At 59.8% G+C, this 24555-nt stretch carries 21 protein-coding genes, 1 tRNA gene and 1 pseudogene; 13 read left to right on the forward strand and 10 right to left on the reverse strand.

Annotation, left to right across the window (positions count from 1 at the left end):
* Positions 1 to 2148, reverse strand: a pseudogene (locus tag HUV48_RS11985) (hypothetical protein); the annotation flags it as partial.
* Positions 2149 to 2375: 227 nt separating this feature from the next.
* Between HUV48_RS11985 and HUV48_RS11990 the strand changes: the two are divergent.
* A tRNA-Gly gene (locus HUV48_RS11990) sits at positions 2376 to 2449 on the forward strand.
* On the opposite strand, the gene HUV48_RS14555 is transcribed toward HUV48_RS11990, so the two are convergent.
* Positions 2438 to 2563 (reverse strand): hypothetical protein, encoded by a 126-nt coding sequence (locus tag HUV48_RS14555; protein ID WP_263970504.1) that lies wholly within the window; start codon positions 2561 to 2563, stop codon positions 2438 to 2440. The genes HUV48_RS11990 and HUV48_RS14555 overlap by 12 nt on opposite strands.
* On the opposite strand from HUV48_RS14555, the gene HUV48_RS11995 reads away from it, so the two are divergent.
* The 5 genes from HUV48_RS11995 (at position 2562) to HUV48_RS12015 (ending at position 6210) form a co-directional block, all read left to right on the forward strand.
* Positions 2562 to 3899, forward strand: coding sequence for an alkaline phosphatase PhoX (locus HUV48_RS11995; protein ID WP_176268045.1), 1338 nt, complete (start codon positions 2562 to 2564; stop codon positions 3897 to 3899). The two genes, HUV48_RS14555 and HUV48_RS11995, sit on opposite strands and share 2 nt — an antisense overlap.
* A gap of 159 nt (positions 3900 to 4058) precedes the next feature.
* A complete protein-coding gene (locus HUV48_RS12000) occupies positions 4059 to 4475 on the forward strand; it encodes a hypothetical protein (protein WP_176268046.1) in 417 nt (138 codons plus the stop codon).
* Positions 4476 to 4575: 100 nt separating this feature from the next.
* Positions 4576 to 5037: a Dps family protein gene (locus tag HUV48_RS12005; protein WP_176268047.1), complete on the forward strand. Its 462-nt coding sequence runs from the start codon at positions 4576 to 4578 to the stop codon at positions 5035 to 5037.
* Between the two features lie 46 nt (positions 5038 to 5083).
* Positions 5084 to 5740, forward strand: coding sequence for a 6-phosphogluconolactonase (locus tag HUV48_RS12010; RefSeq protein ID WP_176268048.1), 657 nt, complete (start codon positions 5084 to 5086; stop codon positions 5738 to 5740).
* Entirely contained in the window at positions 5728 to 6210 is a 483-nt protein-coding gene (locus HUV48_RS12015; protein WP_318656100.1) for an NUDIX domain-containing protein, read from the forward strand. Before HUV48_RS12010 ends, HUV48_RS12015 begins: the two co-directional genes overlap by 13 nt.
* Before the next feature lie 11 nt (positions 6211 to 6221).
* Here HUV48_RS12015 and dinB read toward each other — a convergent pair whose 3' ends face one another.
* Positions 6222 to 7361, reverse strand: coding sequence for a DNA polymerase IV (dinB, locus tag HUV48_RS12020; protein WP_176268146.1), 1140 nt, complete (start codon positions 7359 to 7361; stop codon positions 6222 to 6224).
* 67 nt (positions 7362 to 7428) lie between these two features.
* Here dinB and HUV48_RS12025 point away from each other — a divergent pair, with 67 nt between their 5' ends.
* Positions 7429 to 8715 carry a multidrug effflux MFS transporter gene (locus HUV48_RS12025; RefSeq protein WP_225871693.1) on the forward strand — a complete coding sequence of 429 codons (1287 nt, stop codon included), beginning with the start codon at positions 7429 to 7431 and terminating at the stop codon, positions 8713 to 8715.
* Here HUV48_RS12025 and HUV48_RS12030 read toward each other — a convergent pair.
* From HUV48_RS12030 to crtY, 5 genes are all read right to left on the reverse strand, one after another.
* Entirely contained in the window at positions 8712 to 10652 is a 1941-nt protein-coding gene (locus HUV48_RS12030; protein ID WP_176268050.1) for an acetyl-CoA carboxylase biotin carboxylase subunit, read from the reverse strand. The genes HUV48_RS12025 and HUV48_RS12030 overlap by 4 nt on opposite strands.
* A 36-nt stretch (positions 10653 to 10688) precedes the next feature.
* On the reverse strand, positions 10689 to 11666 hold the full coding sequence (locus HUV48_RS12035; protein ID WP_176268051.1) for a phytoene/squalene synthase family protein: 978 nt from the start codon (positions 11664 to 11666) through the stop codon (positions 10689 to 10691).
* 115 nt (positions 11667 to 11781) lie between these two features.
* Entirely contained in the window at positions 11782 to 12363 is a 582-nt protein-coding gene (locus tag HUV48_RS12040; protein WP_176268147.1) for an LOG family protein, read from the reverse strand.
* Positions 12364 to 12368: 5 nt separating this feature from the next.
* The gene (locus HUV48_RS12045) at positions 12369 to 13940 is read right to left on the reverse strand and encodes a phytoene desaturase (RefSeq protein ID WP_176268052.1); all 1572 of its coding nucleotides are present in this window, start codon (positions 13938 to 13940) and stop codon (positions 12369 to 12371) included.
* Positions 13937 to 15247, reverse strand: a complete 1311-nt coding sequence (crtY, locus tag HUV48_RS12050; protein WP_176268053.1) for a lycopene beta-cyclase CrtY — start codon at positions 15245 to 15247, stop codon at positions 13937 to 13939. The genes HUV48_RS12045 and crtY overlap by 4 nt, the downstream gene beginning before the upstream one ends.
* Here crtY and HUV48_RS12055 point away from each other — a divergent pair.
* Positions 15246 to 16154, forward strand: coding sequence for a MipA/OmpV family protein (locus HUV48_RS12055; protein ID WP_176268054.1), 909 nt, complete (start codon positions 15246 to 15248; stop codon positions 16152 to 16154). The genes crtY and HUV48_RS12055 overlap by 2 nt on opposite strands.
* Positions 16155 to 16208: 54 nt before the next feature.
* Here the strand turns inward: HUV48_RS12055 and HUV48_RS12060 are convergent, their stop codons facing one another.
* The gene (locus tag HUV48_RS12060; protein ID WP_176268055.1) at positions 16209 to 18275 is read right to left on the reverse strand and encodes a S9 family peptidase; all 2067 of its coding nucleotides are present in this window, start codon (positions 18273 to 18275) and stop codon (positions 16209 to 16211) included.
* A gap of 137 nt (positions 18276 to 18412) precedes the next feature.
* Between HUV48_RS12060 and HUV48_RS12065 the strand changes: the two genes are divergently transcribed.
* The 5 genes from HUV48_RS12065 (at position 18413) to HUV48_RS12085 (ending at position 23787) form a co-directional block, all read left to right on the forward strand.
* Positions 18413 to 19693 (forward strand): metal-dependent hydrolase family protein, encoded by a 1281-nt coding sequence (locus HUV48_RS12065; protein ID WP_176268056.1) that lies wholly within the window; start codon positions 18413 to 18415, stop codon positions 19691 to 19693.
* A gap of 53 nt (positions 19694 to 19746) precedes the next feature.
* Complete coding sequence (locus HUV48_RS12070) at positions 19747 to 20262, forward strand: CREC-EF hand family protein (protein WP_225871690.1); 516 nt, start codon at positions 19747 to 19749, stop codon at positions 20260 to 20262.
* A 218-nt stretch (positions 20263 to 20480) separates the two neighbouring features.
* Complete coding sequence (locus tag HUV48_RS12075) at positions 20481 to 20744, forward strand: XrtV sorting system accessory protein (RefSeq protein WP_176268057.1); 264 nt, start codon at positions 20481 to 20483, stop codon at positions 20742 to 20744.
* A gap of 316 nt (positions 20745 to 21060) precedes the next feature.
* Entirely contained in the window at positions 21061 to 22413 is a 1353-nt protein-coding gene (locus HUV48_RS12080) for an exopolysaccharide biosynthesis polyprenyl glycosylphosphotransferase (protein WP_176268058.1), read from the forward strand.
* Positions 22414 to 22578: 165 nt separating this feature from the next.
* Positions 22579 to 23787 carry a glycosyltransferase gene (locus tag HUV48_RS12085; RefSeq protein ID WP_176268059.1) on the forward strand — a complete coding sequence of 403 codons (1209 nt, stop codon included), beginning with the start codon at positions 22579 to 22581 and terminating at the stop codon, positions 23785 to 23787.
* Here the strand turns inward: HUV48_RS12085 and HUV48_RS12090 are convergent.
* Positions 23778 to 24554, reverse strand: coding sequence for a CpsD/CapB family tyrosine-protein kinase (locus HUV48_RS12090; protein ID WP_176268060.1), 777 nt, complete (start codon positions 24552 to 24554; stop codon positions 23778 to 23780). The genes HUV48_RS12085 and HUV48_RS12090 overlap by 10 nt on opposite strands.
* Position 24555 lies beyond the last annotated feature (1 nt).

Genomic DNA, 24555 nt, shown 5'->3' on the forward strand with positions numbered 1-24555 from the left:
ACCTACCGAGTTCAAACCAATCGCAACCGCCTCAACCCCAGAGGCTACTCCATTCTGACCAATCGCAATCGAATTAGGCGCCGTTGCCGAAGCGTTACCGGAATCTGAACCTATCGCGACATAAGCAAATTTGGCCGATATACTCGCTGATGAAGCCTGCAACGCTGCGATGTCGTCTGAATTTTTCGCGATGCTTTGGGTATTCATTGCAATTGCCGACGTGTTCACCGCGATGGCAGCGCTGTTCTCGATCGCCTTCTGGTGCGCGGCGGCGGCATCGCCAATAGCTGCGCCGATGCCCCCGTTGAGGTTGAGAATTGCGTCCTCCAACTGGGCAACGGTAGCCGCATCGCTAGCGCTAACGCCGGCTGCGACGTTCGTGATACGTCGTTGCCGCTCAGCAGAGCCTACCGATACAGTGTGGGCTTCGCTAGCGATGGAACCTGCTCCCAGAGCAACCGAGTAATTTGCTTCGCTGGCGATAAAGCTGTCAGCCCCCAGCGCCACGCTGGCGTAACCGAAGACATACGAACCTTCGCCGTTACCGTCGAGGTCGCCGCCGATCGCAACAGCGTAGTCCGATCCGCCGTGGACGCCGGACTCAGCGCCGATCGCGATCGATTGGCGATATTCAGCCGTTGCATCGGAACCGAGAGCGACCGCTCCGTCCGCGCCTGCGTAGGTGTCGAGTCCGATGGAAATAGCGCCGGTTCCTTCAGCCGACCCGTCGCCAAGTGCAATCGCTCCTTCACCCATGGCATCAGCTGTGTATCCCGAGGTGATGTCTACCGCCAGAAAGTCGCTGCCGCCGCTGACACTCGCGATAGCATCGTTTAACTGAGCCAAATTGACGGCGTCGGTTTCGGATGTACCGGCAGCCAGGTTAGTAAGGCGCCGTTTCGTGCCAGTCGAACCGATCGACACTGTATTGTCTTCGTCGGCGACCGAAAAGGCGCCGATCGCGGCCGAAGTCGCAGACGTCACTCGAGCGTTTGTCCCGAGTGCAACACCGTATTCGCTCTCCGCTACTGCGCTGGTTCCGATCGCTGTAGAAAACGCGCTGGAAGCGTTGGCAGATCGTCCGAGAGCGACGGCTTCCTGAGTCGCAAAGCTTCGTGCGCCGACTGCCGTGGCGTTGGCGAACTCGGCCTTCGCCCGGTCGCCGAGTGCCGCTGCGCCCTCACCGTTAGCTGTAGTACCGGCGCCTACCGCGACCGAGTTGAGGCCATAGCCGAGCGCATCATCGCCAATCACCAGACCGTTTTCGCCAGAGCTCTGGGAATGCCGACCGATGGCTATACTCTCGTTACCATAGGCTCGCGCGCCGTCGCCCAGAGCCATTGCGTTGCTCATATTAGCAACGGCGCCATCTCCAATAGCAAGTGTGGCATCATTTTCCGCGCGGGCGTCTGTCCAAGTCCCGTTTACCGCTATGAACCGGGCGCTTTCGGTCACTGGTGCCAGGACCGTAGCCAATTGGCTCATCGTCACGGCATCGCTGCCATCGATACCGTCGGCCAGGTTCGTGATGCGGCGTCGCAAGGTACTGTTTCCGACCGAAACCGTATTGTCCGACTGCGCGTCCGATCCGGCTCCAATAGCGACCGAGTTCAAGCCGCTCGCCTCACTACCGGCACCCAAAGCAACCGCGTTCACGTTAAGCGCTGACGTATCCGCGCCAATCGCTATTGCACCTTCATACAGGGTTCGCGCGCCGAGGTTGTTTCCGTCACGGTCGCCGCCAATCGCGATCGAACCTGCCTTGCCCGCATACGCGAGCGTACCAATAGCAATGGCTTTCGCTTCTATTGACCTCGTATCGCGTCCGATGGCAATTCCGTCCGTATTGGCGAGAGCGCCGTAGCCGACGACAGTGCCGCCTGTTTGTGCTTGAGAGGTTGCCCCGATCGCAGTTGCTCTCGCTCCGTTTGCGTTAGCAGTCCTGCCGCACGCGAGACGCGTCGAATCGTTTGCCGAAACCGCCCCGCCATCGCCGTCGACCGCTGCTGTCGCCGTTCCGTCCTGATTGAGATCGAGCAGGCACTCGTCCGCGTATGCAGCCTCGCTTCCAACAAACGACAACAATGCCGCGCTCAGCATTGCTCCGGCAAGAGCGGAAGCACGAATGGATAAGGTTTTGGAGGACATGAATCGACCCTTCACAGGGTCGCTACGTTCGCTCATGGCCTTCCACGGCGATCCTCGCTGCGCTCCCTTGGAAAGGTGGTTAATGACAGGTGGTTAAGACCGGGTTAGCATTGCAATTCAATTGCCTACATCCGGAGTCATGAAACAAGAACACGTGCGGAAATGTTCACGCTTGACGATCTTTGGAAGTGCGTGGCATCGCGGCAGCACGGCGCCGGTCCGAACATGCGGGTGTAGCTCAATGGTAGAGCAGCAGCTTCCCAAGCTGACGACGAGGGTTCGATTCCCTTCACCCGCTCCAGCGCCGCGGCTTCTTTGCATCGCCTGTCATCATGCGTTCACGCTTGGCGAATAGCGGTCTCAACAGCGCAGGAAAGCCTGCATCACCCATCGCCAGCATCAGGACAACCGACATGCCCGCCAACCTTCCGTTTCCCGCTGCAAATCGCAGGCGCTTCCTCGCCGGAACGGGGTCGGCCTTCGCCGCACTTGTCGCCAGCGGCTGTTCAACTGCGCCCCGTATCGCCACCGCGCTGACGGGTTCAGGTTACGGCCCCCTGCAAGCTGACCCGGCTGGCTACATGGATTTGCCGCGCGGTTTTTCCTATCGCGTTATTTCAGCGCTGGGCGACGCGATGGACGACGGCGGAACCGTACCCGACAAGGCCGACGGGATGGGCTGCTTCGATCTCGGCGGCGGCAAGATCGCGCTCGTCCGCAATCACGAACTCATCACCACCGATGATGCTGGCGGAGACATCGCCGCGGGGTTCGATCGGCGAGAGGGGAAGGTTCTGCCCGGCGGCACGACGAATCTCGTGCTGGACGCGAACACCTTGGACATCGAACGCCAGTTCCGCTCGCTCGGCGGAACGATCCGCAATTGTTCGGGCGGGGTGACCCCGTGGGGAAGCTGGCTAACCTGCGAGGAAGCCCCGGTCAGGCCAGGCGAGCGCTACGGGGACGGGTTGGGCAAGGACCACGGCTGGGTATTCGAGGTGCCTGCCGATGCGTCCGCGCTGGTCAATCCGGAGCCGCTCAAGGCCATGGGCCGCTTCAATCATGAGGCGGCCGCCGTCGATCCTGCAACGGGTATCGTGTACCTTACCGAAGACCGGGACGATTCCATGCTGTACCGCTTCGTTCCGGCCGTCCGCGGCAAGCTGTCCGAGGGGGGCAAGTTGCAGGCGCTGAAGTTGACGGACGGTACGCGCGATTCTCGCAACTGGGACGGGATCGAAATGCCGGTCGCGCGCAAATATGCAGCCGAATGGGTCGGTATTCAGGATGTCGAAAGTCCGGGAGACGACTTGCGGCAACAGGGGGCAGCGAAAGGCGGTCTTCTTGTCGCGCGCGGCGAAGGCATCCATCTCGGAGACGGCGAATTCTACTTCTGCGCGACAAACGGTGGAGCCGCCAAGCTGGGACAGGTCTTCCGGCTCGTGCCGGGCCGAGGCGGGGCCGCCGACACTCTCGAGCTGTTCTTCGAATCCTCTTCTCCCGACCAGTTCAATTACGGCGATAATCTCACCGTAGGTCCGAACGGGCATCTGGTAGTGTGCGAGGACCAGTACACCGACGTCGTTACGAACCACCTGCGCGGCATCTCGCCGCAGGGTCAGGCGTACCCGATCGCGTTGCTTCACGAGCAAACCGAGCTCGCCGGGGCGTGTTTCTCGCCCGATGGCCGCACGCTCTTCGTAAATGCCTATAGTCCGGCAAAGACGCTCGCGATTACCGGGCCGTGGTAAGATCGCGGCTTGGCTGAGCCGCTGGCGGGCATCACGGAATATAGCGATCTGTTAGGCGCCGTTCTCGCGGCGGCCTCTCTTGCGGTTCTTGCGCCAACATCTCGCGGGAATGCTCTTACCTCAGCCATTTCCGAGCGACTGGGACGATCGGCAGCACTAATGCTCACGGCTGCTGCGGCTGTCGCCGTCGTTGCCGGCGGGGCTGCGCTGCTCGGTAATTGGCTATCCGAAATAGTGCCGAAAGCCCCGCTGCGACTGATTCTTGCGGCGCTGCTTGCCTGGCACGCGGTGTGGTCATGGCGAACTAAAGAGCGGATCATGCTGAACGAACCGACCCGCTCGTTTGGAGCGGTGTTTGCCGCATTGCTCATGCTCGGGGCGGGGTCTGCGTGGGCTGCGGCAATTCTCTCGATCGGCGCGGTCTTCGGCAGTCCTCCCCTGCTCATCGGCGGTGCGCTTAGCGGATTTGCCGTCAACCACTTCTCCCCAACCCGTAACGCGGCGATGCTCCGGCCGATAGGTTCGGTGCTGCTTGCACTGATGGCAGTGGCGGTAGGCGGAAGCGCGATCTCGTAAATCACCTTATCGATCACTGCGAGCGTATAAAGCTGTGAAACCGTTCAAAGGCGCTGGCGTTGAAGAATTGAACATAAGCTAATTTTACCAAGGAGCAGTTATGACAGACCAAGGCAGCAATTCAAAAGCGGCACTGGTGGGCGAACTCAACGGCCTTCTGGCCGACCATTTTGCGCTATTCATCAAGACGAAGAATTTTCACTGGCACGTCGCAGGTCCGCGGTTTCGCGATCTGCACCTCCTGTTCGACGAGCAGGCCATCGAAATTCGCGACCAGATCGACGTCATCGGCGAGCGTGTCCGCAAGCTTGGCGAGCAAACGCTTACCTCGGTAGGGAGTGTCGCAAAACACACGGCTATAACCGATCAGGACAACGCCGATCTCGGACCCGACCAGATGGTAGAGGAACTGCGCGACGACAACGCAGCGATCGTCAAACGCCTCAAGGGCATGAAGCCGCTCGCCGAGCAAGCGGGCGACAATGCAACCGACGGCCTGCTCGACGAATGGACGGATATGGCGGAAGAACGCGTCTGGTTCCTGTCGCAAACCCTGAAATAAACATGCACCGCTTCGCAATCGTGCGAAGCTGGGTTAGGTGTGCTGCATGACGACGCAGCATGATAATATTGAAATTCGTAGTGGAGCCAGCGATGCCGAGATCGCATCCTGGCTTCACGCTTTTCTGAGCGCGGCGCTGGAACGCAATGACGGCATGGTGGCGATTACCATGCCTGGCGGGTCGACCCCGTTTCCGATTGTCGAAGCCCTGATTGCGCATGATCGCTCGCAGCGCGAAAGCGACCGGCTCCCGTTCGACCGGCTGACGGTTTGGCCGGGCGACGACCGGGTGGTCCCGGAAGATCACGACGCCAGCAATACCGGGAAGATCCGCGCGTTGTTCGAACCGCTCGGCGCAGCCGTGGTGGCGCTCAATCCGATGGAAAAGGTTCCGCATTTCGCGCTCACCTGGCTCGGTATGGGTGCTGACGGCCATATCGCCTCGCTATTTCCCAATACCGATCCGAAAGCGGACGATCCGCAGAAGGTCCGGACGTTGACACCCGATCCCTTGCCGCCAGAAGCGCCGTTCGATCGGATCACGCTGACCATTCCGGCGCTGCTCGACAGCGACCATGTCATGTTCGTCATTCGCGGCGAGGATAAGCGCGCGGTCTTCGGTGAAGCGGTTGCCGGGAAGAGCGATTTGCCGATCGCGCGCCTCCTGTCCGCCGCGAAGCAGCCGGTCACGTGCTTCAGCTGATCGCCAACCTGCTCCCCGCGCCGCTTCATCGGCTGGGGCTAAGGATTGCGCATCGGACGCGGGTTGCCGTCTGGCCGATCCTGAAGCCCGATCTGACGAGCGTGTCGGTCATCGCCTACGACATGGACGGCCGCGTGCTCCTGATCCGGCAAAGCTACGGCCGGCGGACGTGGCAGTTCCCCGGCGGCGGCCTTCACAAGGGCGAGGCGCCGGAAGACGGTGCTCGCCGCGAACTGCGCGAGGAAACCGGCTGCAAAGCGTTGTCGCTTTCTCTCGTTGATCGGATCGAAGAGCCTGTACTCGGCGCATCTACGACCTGCCATGTCTTCACCGCGCAGGTCCGCGACCGACCAGAAGCCGACGGGCGCGAAATTATCGAAGCGCGCTTCTTCCCCTTGCACTCGCTTCCCGAACCGCTCGGCGGCAAGACGCGCAAGCGGCTGGCGATGCTTCGCGACAAGACCGTTTGAAGGGTAAGCCGTTACAATAGCGACAACTGCGGATCGTCGTGGCGCACTTTCTTCTTCGGCACGCCTTCGAGCTTCGACAGCGTCATTCCCATTAGCCGTATGGGGCGGGGCAGGGGCAGCATCTCTTCGAGCAGGCCGAGCCCGATTGCCGTGAACTGAGCCTTGTCCGCCACGACGCTGGACAGCGTGCGCGCATGGCTGCTGATCTGGAAATCGTTGTACTTCACCTTGAGCGTGACGGTTCGGCCTTTGGCCTCGGCTCGCTCAATCCTTTCCCACACGATATCCACAATGTTATGCAGGGTCTCGCGCAGCAGCGGCCCGGACGAAATATCGTCGTGAAACGTGCGTTCGCCGCCGACCGATTTGCGGATGCGGTTGGAGCGGACGGGCCGTAAATCGATCCCGCGTGCCGCGCGGTACAGGTAATCGGCGAAGCTGCCGAAATTCGCCCGCAGAAACGCGATGTCCTTTGCTACCAAATCGGCGCCGGTCGCGATGCCGAGCCGGTTCATCTTCTCTTCCGCTCGCGGTCCGACCCCGTGAAAACGCCGGATCGGCAGACCGGCGACGAAAGAAGCGCCTTCGCCCGGACGAATGACGCAAAGCCCGTCCGGCTTGTTCTGGTCGCTTGCCAGCTTGGCGAGGAACTTGTTGTAGCTCACCCCGGCGCTCGCCGTGAGTTGCGTCGTTTCGCGGATTTGCCGCCGGATCACTTGCGCAATGTTCGTCGCCGAGCCGATACCGTGGCGGTCCTCGGTCACATCGAGGAAGGCTTCGTCGAGGCTCAACGGCTCGACGAGATCGGTGTGATAACGAAAGACATCGCGGATCTGCCCGCTGACCTCGCGGTAGACGTCGAATCGCGACTTGCAGAACACGAGGTCAGGACAAAGGCGCTTCGCCGTGACCGAGGGCATAGCGCTCTTAACGCCGAACTCGCGCGCCTCGTAGCTTGCCGCCGCGACCACGCCGCGGCCGCTCGAACCGCCGACCGCCACGGGCCGCCCGCGAAGGTCGGGATTATCGCGCTGCTCCACGCTCGCGAAGAAGGCGTCCATATCGACATGGATGATCTTGCGCAGACCGGGGGTGTCTTCCCCAGTTTCATCTTGCAAGTCGCAGTCCGGTTCGTCGTCGTGAGCGGCCATTCCGGCAATTAAATAGGACATGGACTTGCAAAGAGGAACAGCGGCCTCCACTTCGCGGATTGTGCAACTGCGAGATGAAACCTCAGCCGGCCGCGGCACCTTCGTGGCTGAAAGCCCTACCGCAAAGAAAGCACTCAGCGAACGGCAACTGATCTGGATGATGGCGCTACTCATGGCGCTCAATGCATTCGGGATCGACGCTATCCTACCGGCTCTCGATAATTTGGCAGGAAGTCTGGGTGCCACCGGCAACAGCCGGCAATTCGTGGTCGGAGCCTACCTAATCAGCGCGGGCATCGGCGCGCTCGTGCCCGGCAGTTTCGCGGACCGCTATGGACGCCGGCCCGTGCTGTTCGTTGGGTTGGCGGTGTATATCGCTCTATCGATCGCCTGTTCGCTCGTGAACGACTTCACAACGCTCGTCGCGCTGCGCGCAATCCAGGGTTTCGGAGCCGCCGCGATCATCGCGCTTCCGCCCGCGATCATTCGCGACCGGGTCGGCGGCGACAAGATGGCCCGGATGATGAGCCTGATCTTCGTGATTTTCCTGATCGTGCCGGCGATTGCGCCGACGATCGGGCAGGGCATTCTCGAACTCGCAGGCAACTGGCGCTGGATCTTCGCTGCCATGGCAGCGGCGGGAACGGTCATGTCGATCTGGGTCTACACCCGCCTTCCCGAGACGCTGGACGAGGAAGACCGCATTCCGATCCGAATTCCGACCATTGTGCGCAATATGCGCCATTCGGTCACCTTGCGCGAGACGATCGGCTACACTCTTGGCAGCGCGTTGGTTTTCGGCGGATTGTTCGGGTTCATCAATTCCTCCCAGCAACTGATCGGCGAGGCGTTCGGCGCGGGCGACCTCTTTCCGCTCATCTTCGCGATGTGTGCGGGTGCGATGTCTATCGCCAACTGGTCGAACAGCCGCATCGTCGAGCGCTTCGGTGCGCGCCGGGTGAGCCATGCGGCACTCTTCGTCTTCATCGGTGTCGCTGGACTGCAGCTTTGGTTTGCGCAGCAGCCGGACGAGAGCCTGTGGACTTTCGTTCCGCTCATGGCGGCCAACATGGCGCTTTTAGGCTTCATCGGTGCGAACTTCGGCTCGATCGCCATGGAACCCTTCAAGCATATTGCGGGGGCGGCCAGTTCCGCGCAGAGCTTCCTGCGGCTGACAACCGGCGCCGGCCTCGGAGCGTTGATCGGTTTTATGTACGACGGCACCGCGCGGCCCTTGGCGAGCGCGCTGCTGATCACCGCGGTCGTCAGCCTAATCTTCGTCCTGTTTTCGGAGCGCGGCGAACTGTTCGGCGCGCCGCGCGAGCAGGATGTGGAGGACGGCGCCGCGGCCTAGTCTTCGTTGTTCGGTTCTACCACTGCCAGCACTGTCTCGACCTGAACCTGCCCGCCTTCGCTGGCATTGAGTTCGGTCACGGTACCGTCGAAGGGAGCGGTGAGGGCATGTTCCATCTTCATGGCTTCGAGCACCAACAGCCGCTGGCCCGCGGTGACGCTGTCGCCCTCCGCCACATCGACCGCGATGACTTTGCCCGGCATCGGGGCGATGATCGCCCCGTCTGCGGCGGAGGCGTGGCCTCCTTCTACGCGCGGTTCGGCTGCGAAGTAATGAGACAGGCTCTCGCCTTTCTGGACCCAGACCCCCTTCTTGCGCCAATTGCGCTCGCTAGGTTTATGAATACCGGTTTGCTCAAGATCGACCGCTTCAGCGCGTCCATCGACCGAGAACCGAACCTTGCGGTTTGCGGGACCGTTCAGACGAAAGCCGAACATCGAGTTGAAGCGATCCCTACCGACCGGTGCCCAACCCACCTGCCCGTAGGCGTCAGTCAAAGGGGCAAGCATCTTGGTGGCGAGATGAGGCTCAAGGTATGCGAGCGCCCCAGCACCCAGCGCCTCCTTCGGAATCTCGATATCGGTCAGCGTTTCGCCTCGTCGCTCGATCAAGCCGGTGTCGAGGTCTGCCGCGATGAACGCCTTATCTGCCAGACAGCTCGCCAAAAAAACCGCGTTCGACTTGACGGGAAAGACCCATGCGGACTGGATCATCTCCAGCAGAAGCTCACGCGCCGCTTCTCGGTCTTCGCCACGAGCGACCAGTTTTGCAATCATCGGGTCGTAGTTCGGGCTGATCTCGTCTCCCTCTTCGACGCCGGTTTCGATGCGGCCCTCGTGGCCAAGATCGAAATGGTCGAGCCGCCCCGTGCTCGGCAAGAACCCCTTCGCCGGGTCTTCCGCATAGAGCCGCGCCTCAATCGCGTGGCCGTTGATCGACAGCTCGTCCTGCCGCTTGGGCAGTGGCTCGCCACTCGCAACCCTCAGCTGCCATTCGACCAGATCGACGTTGGTGATCTCTTCCGTAACGGGGTGCTCCACCTGCAACCGGGTGTTCATCTCCATGAAGAAAATGCGATCGGCGTGCAGTCCTTCGCTGGCATCCGCAATGAACTCGATCGTGCCTGCGCCCTCGTAATCGACCGCTTTCGCCGCGCGCACGGCAGCGGCGCAGATCGCCTCGCGGGTGGCTTCGTCCATCCCAGGGGCGGGGGCTTCCTCGATCACCTTCTGGTGGCGGCGCTGAAGCGAGCAGTCGCGTTCGAACAGGTGGACGACATTTCCGTGGCTGTCGCCGAACACCTGCACTTCGATATGACGCGGCGAGGTGATCCACTTTTCGAGGATCACGTCGTCATTGCCAAAGCTGGCCTTCGCCTCGCGGCGGCAGGATTCGAGTGCGGAAAGGAAGTCCTCCGCATCTTCTACCTTGCGCATTCCCTTGCCGCCACCACCCGCGACCGCCTTGATCAGTACGGGATAGCCGATCGCGTCGGCTTCCTGCTTTAGCCGCTCCGCGCTCTGATCCTCGCCGTCGTAGCCAGGGGTGACGGGTACGCCAGCCTCGCGCATGAGCTTCTTGGCGGCGTCCTTCAAACCCATGGCGCGGATCGCGGCGGGCGGTGCGCCGACCCAGATCAGTCCGGCGTCCATTACTGCTTGGGCGAAATCGGCGTTTTCCGAAAGAAAGCCGTATCCCGGATGGATGGCTTCCGCCCCGGTTTCCTTCGCCGCAACGATGATCTTCTCGCCAACGAGATAGCTTTCCGCAGCGGGCGAGGGGCCGATATGGACCGCCTCGTCGGCCTGCCTAACATGCAGCGCCCTTGCATCGGCATTGGAATAAACCGCAACGGTGGCGATCCCCATCTCCCGCGCGGTGCGGATGATGCGGCAGGCAATTTCGCCGCGATTGGCGATGAGGAGTTTGGAAATCATGAAGAAGCGCTAGACCCGTTCAGGCGCTCCATCAAGCTACCAGCCCTTGACCGGCTCTAGGTCCGCTCTAGTCCACTTAGGCATCGGCTCTGGTCGCTTAGGCCGGTTTATTAGCGCTTCGAAGAACGCAGCGATGACGTGCCCGATTTTGGCGAACGGACCGATGACGACGCGGCGATTCCAAGCGTTCTGACCGCGGTCCAGCACCTTGTGCCCGATCGCGCCATAAATGCGCGCCGCCGAAAGGATCGCCCAGCGCTGCCGAAAGCGCAGCTTGGCCGCGCCGAGCCGAGAAGCAGCAATATGCCGGTCCATCCGCTCGATCATACGCGGCATGAGCGAAGCAAGCTTGAAGCGGTTGTGCGGCTTGGCGTGCTGGCCCGGCGCAAGGTCTTTCTCGACCAGCCAGTTGTCAGGCAGATAGCAGCGTCCAGCGGCGTCATCCTCAACGATATCGCGAGAAATATTCGCTAGCTGAAAAGCGAGGCCGAGGTCACACGCGCGGTCCATGACTTCGCTCTCGTCTTCGGACACGCCCATGACGCGGGCCATCATCACGCCGACTGCGCCGGCGACGTAATAGCAGTAGCGCATCATGTCGCCGTCGGTGCGCGGCTGCCAGTCCGATGCATCGAGCGCGAAACCGGAAATGACATGGTCTGCCATGTCGCGGGTTATCCCGCACTCTGCCGCAACCATCCCGAAGCCGTCGAACGCGGGGTCGGCGGTCGGCTGACCGTCGAAGGCGCGGCGAGTGAGCACCCGGATGGCCTCGATCCGGTCCTGCCGGTTCTTCTGGTCGCCCAGTTCGCCGCCCATGTCCTGATTGTCGGCGATGTCGTCGCAGCGGCGGCACCATGCGTAAAGAAGCCATACGCGCTCACGCGTGGTCCGATCGAACAACGAAGATGCCACGGCAAAGCTGCGTGATCCGAGCTTGATCGACTGGTGCGCCTTCTCAACCAGATTGGCACGGCTGCGCCCCCCGCCGAACTGGGCAGGCGTGTCGCGCATGACACGCGAGGGGGAAAGAAGACGATCTCGGGCCAAGAAATTATCGGACTGATTGACTATGCAAGCGCGGTTTACCTCAATCGCGGCATGAGGCAATGTGGTTGATAATTCGTGATCACAGGTCCTTTGCGGACATCTGGAAGATCGGCGTATGCGCCGTGTAGCTGCGCAGCCGTTCGAGAAGAGTCCCGATATTGTCTGCCGCTACGATAATGTTCTGATGCGCGGGACGGATGAACCCGACTTCGCTCATCCGCTTGTTGAACGCGATGAGATGGTCGTAGAATCCAAAGGCATTGAGCAAGCCAACCGGCTTCGTGTGGTAGCCGAGCTGAGCCCAGCTGACCGCTTCCCATAGCTCGTCCATCGTGCCGACACCGCCAGGCAGGGTCACGAAACCGTCGCTCAGATCGGTAAAACGCGCCTTGCGCTCGTGCATCCCGGAGACCTTGTAGAGCTCGGTGCAATCGTGGTTTGCAACTTCGCTGCTTGCGAGAGCTTCGGGAATGATGCCGATGACCTCGCCGCCCCCTTCGAGCGCGCCGGTGGCGACCGCGCCCATGAGGCCGAGCCGTCCGCCGCCGTAAACCGTACCGATGCCAGCTTCGGCAAGCGTCCGGCCCACTTCGCGTGCCAATTCCATGTAGCGCGGATCGGCTGGCGTTGCAGAACCGCAGTAGACGGCAAGCCGCTTCAGTTCCTTCATGAAACGGCAAGATCCTCGAGCATCAGGCCGGCGGTCGCCTTCGCGCTACCGACGACGCCGGGGATGCCGGCGCCCGGATGCGTCCCGGCACCGACAAGGTAGAAGTTCTTGAGCACGTCGTCCCTGTTGTGGCCGCGGAACCAAGCGCTTTGCGTCAGGACAGGCTCCAGGCTGAAAGCGCTACCGAGGTGCGCGTTCAGATCGCCGGCGAAGTCGGTCGGCGCATAATGAAACTTGGTGACGATGCGGTCATGAATGTCCGGGATCAGCCGGCGCCCGACCTCGTCGAGAATGCGCTTTTCCAGCATCGGACCCACCTCGTTCCAGTCGACTGCCAGCTTGCCCATATGCGCAACGGGAACGAGGGCGTAGAAGGTGCTCTTTCCTTCCGGCGCCATGCCGGGATCGCTCACAGTAGGGTGGTGCAGGTAGATCGAGAAGTCGCGCGGCAAAACGCCGTGGTCGTAAATGTCTTCAAGCAGCCCTTTGTAACGCGGACCGAACAGAATCATGTGGTGCGGAATGCCTGGCCAGGAACCCTCTACACCGAAGTGGACCACGAACAGGCCGGGCGAAAAGCTTTTCCGTCCAAGCTTCTTCGCGTAATCCGCACCGCGCTTCGAACCAGCCAGAAGGTCCTTGTAGGAGTGCATTATGTCGGCATTGCTGGCGACTGCATCGAAGCGTTCGCGCCAACCGCTTTCGGTCTCAACTTCCGTGGCCTTATTGCCAAGCGTATGGACGCGCTTCACCCCGTCGCCTAGGCGCATGGTTCCGCCGAGCCGCTCGAACTGCGTCACCATTGCCGCGATCAGGCGGTTCGTGCCGCCCTTTGCCCACCAAACGCCGCCGTCTTTCTCCAACTTGTGGATAAGTGCGTAGATCGCGCTCGTCTTCATGGGGTTTCCGCCGACGAGAAGCGTATGAAACGAGAGCGCCTCGCGCAGCTTCTCGTTCTTCACGAAGCTCGAGACCATCGAATAGACGCTGCGGTACGCCTGCTTTTTCGCAAGAGCGGGTGCAGCCTTCAGCATGGACTTGAAATCGAGGAACGGTACGTGACCGAGCTTTACGTAGCCTTCCTCGTAGACCCCCGCAGCATAATCGAGGAAGCGCTGATAACCCGCCACGTCTTCGGGGTTAAGGCGTGCGATCTCTTCGAAGAGGCTCTTCTCGTCGTTCGAATAATCGAAACTCGTCCCGTCCGGCCAGTTCAGGCGGTAGAAGGGCATGACCGGCACCAGTTCTATGTCGTCGGACATGTCACGTCCGGTCAACGCCCATAGTTCCTGCAGGCACGGCGGATCGGTTATGACGGTAGGACCGCCGTCGAAGGTGAAGCCTTCCTTTTCCCAGTAGTACGCACGTCCGCCCGCCTTGTCGCGTTTCTCGACGACAGTAGTGGCGATCCCCGCGCCTTGCAGCCGAATGGCAAGGGCTAGCCCCCCAAATCCGGCCCCGACGACGCAGGCGGTCTTGCCGGCGAAATTCGCACCGCGCGTTTGCAGGGGGACTTGCGCCGGGTCCAGCCCGGGAAGCCGTGTATCGATATCGGTCTGGGCGTTCATGAAGTTCTCTCCTGCGTGAGCGGACGCGCTTTGTCACGCAATAGTGTGCTTACCGCCCTCGTTACGGGAACGGGCGGCTTGCCGATAAGTATCCGGGCCTTGTCGAACGAGGTCGAGCGCCCCGCATAGAACCGCTCGATCAGCGCGTCCGGCAAGCGGTAGAAGTGTTCGAAGACCTTGTAACGCTCAGCCGGATCGGCCGCTCCGAACAACATGGTGCCGAGCAGCCGGTAGAAGGCGGTATCTTTCCAGAATGTCTGAGCCTTGCTTTCAAGCATGGCAGACAGGTCGCTTTGTCTGCCATTACTAAAGGCTTCGGCGATTTCGATGGCCGTCTGTACCGCAATCGGCATCGTGTAACTGGTCAGCGGATGCATGAAGCCCCCGCGCGCCCCCGCCAAGGCCACGCCGACGGTGCGGTGAGCCTGCTGGAAAGCAGCGAAATCGCCGCCGGTGACAACCGGCAGCGAGCCGGTCTCCTCATGTACTACCGTACCGCTCCAGTGGTTTGCGCCAACGTAATCCGCGATCCGCTGGCGGAGCGTCTCGGTATCGAGGTGCGGCAGGTCCTGATAATAGGTATCCTCGATGAAAATTTGGTCCGGTCCCATCGGGAGGACGTAAACGAAGCGGTAGCCGCCGAGCTGTTCGACCGCCGCATCCATTATGATCGGGCGGGTCAATCCATGCGGCCGGTCCAGCCGCCAATGCTGGCCCAGGAACACCTGCCAACCGCCGTTCAATCCAGGCGCTTCGGTTATTCCGCGGCAATCGATCACATGCGCGGCATCGACCATGTCTCCGCTATCGAGACGTACTTCATTGGCAGCCACGCTCGTCACGCTCGCGCCAGTAACAATGCTTCCCTGATTTAACCGGCGTTCCAAGACGTCGGCGAATTCGTCCGAACCCAAGGAGCGGTAGTCCGAAGAAAGGCTGCGCGCGTAGGCCGGAAAGCGGACATCGTAGCCGCCCTGCCAGGCCTCATGGTCGAACTCCGCCATCAGAGCCGTTCCGTCTTGGTTGAGATCGCTTTCGAACCAGCTCCAACGGTGATTACCGCCGAGCCGTTCGCCCGCTTCGATCAATATCACCTCGAGGTCTGGAAGAGAGCGCTGCAGCGCAAGGGCGATCAGTCCGCCGGACAGTCCGCCGCCGACGATCGCCACATCCGTTTTGCGCTTGAGTTCCACGCCTACGGCCTTAACCGCGATGTCAAGGCGGAGCAATGCGGTAGACCTTGGGCTTTGGAACGCGGGCGCGGCGGCGCTGTTGTAGCAGGTGAAACCCGAGGGATTTACGATCATGACCAACCATTTTACCATTCGCGGAATGGCGCTTGCGCTGCCTGCAATTCTTATTTCAAGTGCTTCATGGGCGCAGGACGGACAAAGCGGGGTCAACGCATCACCGGTTCCGGACCTCGAGACGCCGGAAACCGCGAACGATATCGGGCCGACGGTGTTCGACGGCGACTGGGTGACGATCGGTATCGGCGCCAGCTATGGCCCATCCTATGACGGTTCGGACGATTACGTCGTATCGGTTCTGCCGGTCGTGCAAGGGTCGGTAAGCGGTATCGACATCAGCCCGAGGGCCGGCGGCCTGGCGCTCGATTTCGTACCGAACTCGGGCGCCGGTCCGAACATCGATGCAGGCGTCGCCGCGCGGATCAGGCGCAACCGGGCAAGCAACATCGAGGACCCGGTAGTGGAATCTCTCGGCGAGCTCGACACTGCGATCGAGGTCGGGCCGACGGTTGGTATCGGCTTTCCCGCCGTCCTCAACCCATACGATACGCTGAGCTTCACGGTCGACGCGAAATGGGACGTGGCCGACGCGCACGATGGCGTCGTGCTATCTCCAAGCGCGACCTACTTCACGCCGCTTAGCCGGGCAGCCTTCGCCTCGCTCAGCCTGAGCGCAGAATACGCAGACGATGATTTTGCGGAGTACTATTTCACCGTCTCGCCTAGTGATGCGGCCATAAGCGGCTTGCCGCAGTTCGATGCCGATGGCGGCTTCAACAAGGCGAGTGTAACCTTGTTGTCCGGATACGATCTCAGCGGAGACGCGACGGACGGCGGCTTCGCGGTCCTGGCACTCGTGAGCTATTCGCATATGCTTGGGGATGCGAAGGATACGCCGTTCACCAGCGTCAGAGGCGATGCCGACCAGTATTTCGTCGGAGCCGGGATCGGCTATACGTTCTAGAACGAACGACCGGGAGAGGCAGCTCTCGAAGCCGCCCATCCCGGTCATTGACTATCAATCGTCGGTGTCGTCACTCGCTGCGCCAGTCGTGCCAGATGGCAGGTCGGGGCGCGGTCCGGGCATTGCCGCATTACGGTTGCCGGTCTTCAGATAGGTGTCGAACCAGTCCATCATGCGAAGATTGTAGTCATACCGAGCGGCAGCACGTGAGTTGCCGTGACCTTCGCCGGGATACAGCACTAGTCGGACGGGCGTGTCGGGCTTCCTCACCTTAATGCTGCGATAGAGCTCGTAGCTTTGCGAGGGTGCGACGCGCGGATCGTCGGCGCCGTGCATGATCAGGATCGGCGTTTCCGCTTTGTCGACATGGTAGATCGGTGAAACCTCGAGCATGCCCTGCCAGTCTTCCCACGGCCAGGCGCGGCTGTGCACATTGTACATCTCGTACGGAATGTCCGTCGTGCCGAACTTGCTTATTTGATTGGAGATGCCGACGAACATCACGCTGGCGGCAAACTCCTCGCTTTGCGCGGTCGCGCCCCACGCGCTGGCGTAACCGCCGTAGGAACCGCCGGTGATACCGGTGCGGTCCGGATCGGTAATTCCCGCTTCGACCAGCGCACGCTTCGCGTCGACAATGTCGGTGAACTCCGGATCGGTGTAATTGCCTTGATGCTGTTTGGAGAAGGCCGTGCCGTAACCGGTGGAGCCGCGGTAATTGGGTAGAAAGACGGCATATCCCTGTCCGGCCGCAACTTGGCCCGGTTTGCTGTAGCCTGTTTGCCAACCGTTCGACTCGTGCGCTTCGGGTCCGCCGTGAATGTTCAGAATGGTCGGCGCTCCGCCGCGGGGCGCTCCTCCGACCGGCTCGATAAGAACGCCTTCTACCTGCTGACCGTCGCGTGCGGTGTAGGTCATCGTCCGCTGCTTGCCGAAATCGATTTCCGACAGCCATGGATTGTGCGTGGTGATACGTACGAACCTGTCCCCATCCATCCGGAACAGTTCCGGCGGATGCATGGGCGAATGCGCTTCGACTGCGATCGTGTTGCCGTTTGCCTCGACGTTGGTGAGGATAAGGTTGCGCGGATCAACTTCCGACAGACGGTTCCCTTCCGCATCATATGTACGGAAACGGCTTTGCGCGCCGACATGAACGATCGTCGCCAGCCTGCCGTCGCTGAGCCATTCCGTATCGACCGTCGCTTCGGGCGCACCGGCATTGATCGCGCGGAACGTGCCGGTATCGATATCCACATAGTGAAGCGTCGTTGCGGCGGGGTCGTTCATATCTATCCCGGCAACGAGGGACAATTGCTGTCCGTCCGGGGAAATCTCGACGTCCTCGATCTTACCTGGAGTTTCGACGACCGCGGTAATTCTGCCGCTGGTGAGGTCTAGGATATGAATGCGTTTCTTTGTATAGCTGTCATCGACGTTCGGGGTCGGTGCGCTTTCGATGATGGCGCGCCGTCCGTCCGGGGCGACCTTGAATGCGCTGACATAGCCCGGAATGGTTATCTGAACCGGCTCGGCATCGACTTCGCTACCGGCGTTGGCGCGGAACAGGCGGTTCAGCTTCGCTTCTTCTTCATAGACAATAGCGTTAAAGCCGGCCTTGCTTTCGCCGGTACGCTCCATGTCCTCTTCGGGACCGGCAAGCAGATAAAGCGCTGTTCCTGTCGGTGCCCACGCGTAGGTACCGACATTGGCTCCGTCGATTTCGGCAAGCTTGCGATAGGCCCCGCCGTCGACCGGAATGCCCCAAACCGCGCGCTTTTCGTCATCCTTCGTCCAAAGAAACGAGATCATGCGCCCGTCTGGCGAGAACTCTATCCCCGATACGTTCATGTCGGCAGGAAGGAAGTCGCGCGGGTCGCTTCCCGGATTGACGAGCTTGAGCTGCTGCTTCGTCGAACCGTTTTCTTCCCCTTCGGTGATGTCGGGTAGGCGCGCAGTCGTGTAGGCAATCAGTTGGCCATCAGACGATACTTCAATCGAACCGACGCTTTCCAGCTTGGCGACATCTTCCGGGGTCATGGGACGCGCATCGAGTGGCTCTGCGGCAAGGACCGCTGACGCAAGCAGGCTCGCGGAAAGAAGTGTCGAACGATATGTCATAGGTGCAAAGTTCTCCCTGATATGATGTTGAAGTCTTTCATAACGGGCACCGCGCCTAGGGCAACCAGCAAGCTTGCCTACTTGTGCTAGCGAGTTCGTAGCTGCATTAACCGGCAAACGAACGGGGAGATTAGAGGATGAACGTCATTCGTAAGGTGCGTTGTGCCGCAGCGTTGGTAGTGGTGTTTCTGGCTTGTCCTGCGATCGCCGACACGACCTTAATACATGCCGGAGCAGTGCTTACGGACGCGTCCGCAGATCCGACCGGACCCGCGACGATAACAGTGACCGATGGACGCATCGTCAGCATTGCCGATGGCTTCGCACCCGTTCCGGAAGGTGCGACCATGGTCCACCTTCCCGATCATACCGTCCTTCCCGGTCTGATCGATCTTCACGTCCATCTCACCGGAGATCCTGGCGGCGATTTCTGGAAGGAAGCAGTGGAACCGGACGAATGGGGCGTCGTAGTCGGAGCGAAGAATGCACGAGTGACTGCGAAAGCTGGTTTCACCACCGTTCGAGAAGCCGGAAGCGGACAGCATAGTGCGTTTGCTCTACGCCGCGGAACGGCAGAGGGCCTCATCCCTGGTCCGCGTATCATCGCTGCGGGCCCGGCTCTTTCGATCGTCGGCGGCCATGCCGATGCCAACGGGTTCAGGCCGGAGATCAATGAGATACTGGACAGCGGGTATAACTGTACTGGCGCAGTTGAATGCGCAGAAAAAGTCCGGCTTGCCAGTCAAAACGGGGCGGATGTCATCAAGATTACCGCGACTGGCGGTGTACTCAGTCAGCAGGGCCGCGGCCTCGCCGCTCACTTCACCGACCCCGAAATGAAAAGCATCGCGGACACGGCTCATTCGCTGGGACTCAAGGTTATGGCGCATGCGCATGGGGCACGCGGTATCGAAGCGGCTTCGCACGCCGGGATCGACACGATCGAGCATGGCACGTTTCTCGATGAGGATGCCGCGCGTGAAATGCGCGAAAACGGTACGGTTCTCATTCCCACGCTAATGGCCTTTCAGGGCGTAAGCGAGCGATTGGGCCAAGGCATTTATACGCCTGTGGTAGAGGAGAAAATCCGCGCTACGATGGAAACGGCTCAGGTGTTCATGGGTAAGGCGCTGCGCTGGAATGTTCCGATCGCGTTTGGAACCGATGCCGGCGTGTTCGAACATGGCCGCAATGCGGAGGAACTGGCGCTGATGGTTGGGCAGGGTATGACAAACCGGCAAGCACTGGCTAGTGCCACGACATCCGCGGCTGAAGTGCTTGAAATGGAGAACGAGATCGGGCGGATCGCTCCCGGCTTTTCCGCCGACATGATTGCGGTAAAAGGCAATCCGCTAGCTGACGTCAGCGTATTGGAAAGCGTCGATTGGGTTATGGTTCGCGGACGTCAAATCGACTGATCGGAACCAGGCCATTAGCCGATACATCAATATTTCAGGTTCGAGCGCGCAGTTTGGCGGCCAAGATCATTCGAATGAGGACACCTATCTATATGTTTCGCATCATCATGCCTGCCGCTTTATTTGCGTTTGGTACCGCAGCGGTCGCCCAACAGTCGGAGGCCGGCGAAGAGCCTTTGTCTCGATCCGATTTTATCGCGCAAATGGATACCGAGTACGCGCGCTACGATGGAGACAGTAACGGTGTGCTGACACCGGAAGAGATCGTTTCGACCCAGCGTCAGGCTGCGCGAAACGAAGCCCTGCGCCAGAACGCACGGGTCTTCGCCGGTCTCGATACGGATGGAAATGGTGTGCTTACCTCAGCAGAATTTGCGGCGTTGGCGAACCCCGATGCCATACCGGTCGATGCGGCACCGATGCTGAACCAGTTCGACAGCGACAAGGATGGTGTCATCACACTCGTGGAGTACCGTATAGCGACCCAAGGTAATTTCGACAGGATCGACACCGATCGCGATGGCATCGTCACGACGATGGAAATGCGCGCTGCTGGCATCGCGAAATAGTTATCTCGGCCATTTCGTACGCGGCGAGCGCGTAGCAATTCCACCCGCTGTTCCTGAACTCGACAACCGTGTCTCGCGGCTGCATAATGCTTTTTCATAAGCAGCACGCGTAGAGTGCCAAAATGAAGCGAGAGCGGCATAATACTGGCATATCGGAAGATCGGTGCGCACAGCTATACAATACAAATTGCGCCGCTGGCGCCTGAAAGGATCATCGAGTGGAAACCGTTTGGGATTGGGTGACTGTCTTTGCCTTCGCAGGGCTGGTCACGCTCATGTTGCAGCGTTCGAGCGAGGAAGTGCTGCGCGATAAGCTTTGGCACTATGCCCCTCCGGCAATCGGCTGCGCAATCGCAAACCAAGTCGGTAATGCTGCCATCGAGGACGGTCAGGCACTGTACCACGTCGCCGCGATTGCAATCATGGTTGCGGTTGTTGTTTACGTTGTAAAGGTGCTGAAGCCGGAACTGCCCCGCATCTGATTACGTATTCCCTTAACCGTCTAGCGTTACTTCGTCTAACGGGAACGGCGCGGGTGTCACGGATTCTTAACTACCCCGCCGCCAAAAGTTTAGCGAATTGAAAGTTCAGTAGAAGTGGGCGGGTGCAAGGCTGATCCGTATAAGACTGTGCTGGACATCGCTTTAAACTTTGCCGTAAAATTGTCTCGTTCCGAAACTTGCGGCTGGATGCGATTGTTGCACGAAAATAAGGCAGCCAACATAGCTGCCTGATAAGTGAGGTCGGTAAAGTTACGTGAATGCGGGTCCCAACCTAGCGCCCGGTGCGAGGCATGCATTGGATGCAGCGCAGCCGCGCGGCATGCCAGCCCGCGAGAAGCGTACCTTGCTGTACGGCCTGTCGATGTTGCTGGATGCGCTATCGCTTGTCGGCGGCTACCTGATTGCAAGCCATTACCGCGAACTGGATAGCGTCTTGGACGGCGCTCATTCGATCATCGCCATCGCATTGCCGGTGTTCATCATGTTCGCGATCGCGCGCGAAGTTCAGTCCGAAGAATCTTTGGAAAGCCGCAGCCTAGGAACGCGCCGTGCGCTTGGCGCCCTCGGCGCTACCGCACTTGTCATGCTCGGCGCATTGTTTCTGTTCGACCTCGATGACTTTTCCCGGGTCGGCTTTGTCATCACCTTCGCCGGCGCTGCTGTCCTGATAGTCGTCGGCAAGTTGATCCTGGACCTTATCTTCAGCGGTTGGATGCACGGGGTTGCAACGGCTACGATCTTGCTTCTCGACGGCGAGCAAGTCCCTGAAGTCGGCATTCGAGATGTTATTGATTTACGTGCTAGCGATATTCAGCTTCGGCTCGACGATCCTGCTACCATGGACGTGCTTTCGAGGCTGATCGAGCCGTTCGACCGCGTCATCGTTGCCTGTCCTTACGAAAAGCGGAGCGATTGGGCGATGTTTCTGCGAAGCCACGATGTAGGGGGGGAGATAATTCTCGACCGCGACCTGCTCCACGGCGCAGTAGCGATCGGGCAGTACGCCGAGCAAGATACCCTGATTCTTTCTCGCGGACCTCTCAGCCTTCCGAACCGCATACAGAAGCGCGCCTTTGATATAGCCGCTTCTGCGGCCTCGTTGATCGCGCTGTCGCCTTTATTGGTAATCATTGCGGTCGCAATAAAGCTGGAATCTAAGGGACCGGTATTCTTTCGCCAGATCAGAGTCGGGCAGGGCAACCGCCAATTTGCGATCTACAAATTTCGTTCCATGCGTGTGGAACAGAGCGATACGGCCGGGAATAAGTCTACCTCGCGCGATGATGATCGCGTCACCAAGGTCGGAAAGTTCATCCGCAGTACGAGTATCGATGAACTACCGCAGCTGATAAATGTGCTGCTCGGTCACATGAGCGTTGTTGGACCACGACCCCACGCCCTAGGGTCGCAGGCGGGGAACGCGCTGTTTTGGGAAGTAAGCAGCCAATATTGGCTGCGTCACGCTCTCAAACCCGGTATTACGGGCCTAGCTCAGGTGAGGGGTTTCCGCGGCTCCACCGAGCGGATCGAGGATCTGCAGGACAGAGTGCGCGCCGATCTCGAGTACCTTGCGAATTGGACCCTTTCACAGGACATTATCATAATACTGCGAACACTAAGGGTTTTAGTTCATAAGAATGCATACTGATCCGATCCGCTGCGGCAAATCCCATGTGACCATTGTGCGCGGGTTCCTAATATTTCGAAATTGTTTCGCACTTCTACCAGTACCACATAATGCAACTGCTACTTGCGAGGCACTCGAAAAATTTGGCGGACATAAAGAAGGTCGTCGGTTTCTCCTCGGACAGTCATGATCGTATACCTTACCAGTGAATATCCTGCGCTTTCGCACACCTTCATTAGACGCGAGATTTCGGCGCTGCGCGAGCGCGGCTTTACTATCACGCCGTACTCTATTCGCCCCGCGACGATCGATTGGGGGGAGCGGGTAGAGTCTGTCCTAGGCCACGGTAAAAGCAAGGTTATTGGGAAAGCGCTACGCGCTTTAGCGCGCCATCCTCTCAGGGCGGGGGCAACGTTCGGTTTGGCACAATCGCACCGCCAGGCGGGCTTCAAGGGCTGGCTATGGAGCATGTTTCATTGGCTCGAAGCTTTGGCTCTTTCTGACATGGTGCGCCCCGTGCGCCCTAAGCATTTGCATTCGCATTTCGCCAATAGCGGCGCGACGGTCGGGATGCTCACCGCGTATTTTCTGCAGATTCCATGGAGTCTTACGCTTCACGGTATTTCCGAGACTGATCATCCGGCAGGCGCGCTACTTCCAGGAAAACTGGAGCGGGCGGATTTCGTTGCCTCCGCGAGTTGGTTCATGCGCGCCCAGGCTATGCGGTTCACGGCCCCAGCTTTTTGGCCGAAATATCACGTAATTAGATGCGGCGTTTCGATGCCTCACTTGGATGCGCTTGTCGCCGAAGAGCCTGTCCGGAAGTTCATTACGGTCGGTCGCCTTTCAGCGGAGAAAGGCTACGCCGGTCTGTTTGAGGCAATGGAGCACCTGAAGGCGGATGGCATAGATTGCAGCCTCACCATCGTAGGCGATGGTCCGATACGAGGCGCGATTGAGCGCGACATAAAAAAACGCAACTTGGACGATCGCATCACGCTGCTCGGCGCCTTGGCCGAGGAAGATACCTTGGCGGAAATCTCCAAGGCCGACGCGTTTGTCTTAGCGAGTCTCATGGAAGGGCTGCCGGTCGTGTTAATGGAAGCCATGGCGGCGGGAAAACCCGTTATCGCAGCAACCATTGCAGGTATTCCGGAAATGATCGAAGATGGCCGCAATGGGCTGTTGTTCGATGTGGGAAATTGGAGTGATCTTGGGCGTCAGATGCGGCGGCTCCTTACTGACCAAGAACTGAGCAAAAAGCTGTCCGAAGCAGCCCCTCGGACTATCGCAGAAGAATTCGAAATAGCGCGTGCGGTAGCTCCGCTTGCCGCCCTGTTCGCCCAGCGTGGTTTACTTGACGAACAGGGAGACCACGTCCTTGGTCAATCGTAATATCGCGAATAGGCTTTGCTGCCGTAGCCGTAGCTGTCGATACTGCTGCCCTTGTAACGGTTGAGAACCGTTCCAACACATGGGGTAGGGCGCAACATCTCCATGCTGTCCTTTAGCTGACGCTGTGTCGTCTTACCCGCATCAACGATCATCATATAAGCATCGAGAGCGCCAGCAGTAAGCATGGCGTCGTCGTTTGCAAAGACCGGCGGGAGGTCGATGAGCACGATTGCGTGCCGGGCAATCGCACGAAGATTTTCCATCAAACGCACGTATTGCTTGCCAGCAAGCATACTGCTCGAGTCTTCGGAAATAGCTTTCGTAGGAAGGATGGCGAGAGGATAATCGGCGATCCGAACTGCGATCTGCGAAAGATCATCGACTGCCCCGGTGAGGTAATCGTTGATCCCCGTTTGAAATTCGAGTCCGATCTCTTCTGCAATCGAACCCCGACGTAAGTCGAGATCGACAAGTACTACTTGCTTGTCGTCCAACCTAGCCAAGGCGGCGGCCAAGTTCATCGACAGGCACGACTTGCCGGCCATGGGCGCCGGTGAGGTGATTCCCACCATCTCGAGATTATGCGCATTGAGTTGTTTGGTGAACTTTGTTCGCATGAGATTGAAGGGCCGAGAGCGAAGATCACGACTGTCGAACGCGACAATCTTGCTTCGCTCCAAAACCTCGGCCTCGGGCCGAAACTCCCGCAACGAACCGATGTCGAAAGTGCTCGACCGGGGCGTACTCAATGGGTCTGCTTCTGCCATT

The sequence above is a fragment of the Qipengyuania atrilutea genome (assembly GCF_013370205.1).
Classification (GTDB): domain Bacteria; phylum Pseudomonadota; class Alphaproteobacteria; order Sphingomonadales; family Sphingomonadaceae; genus Actirhodobacter; species Actirhodobacter atriluteus.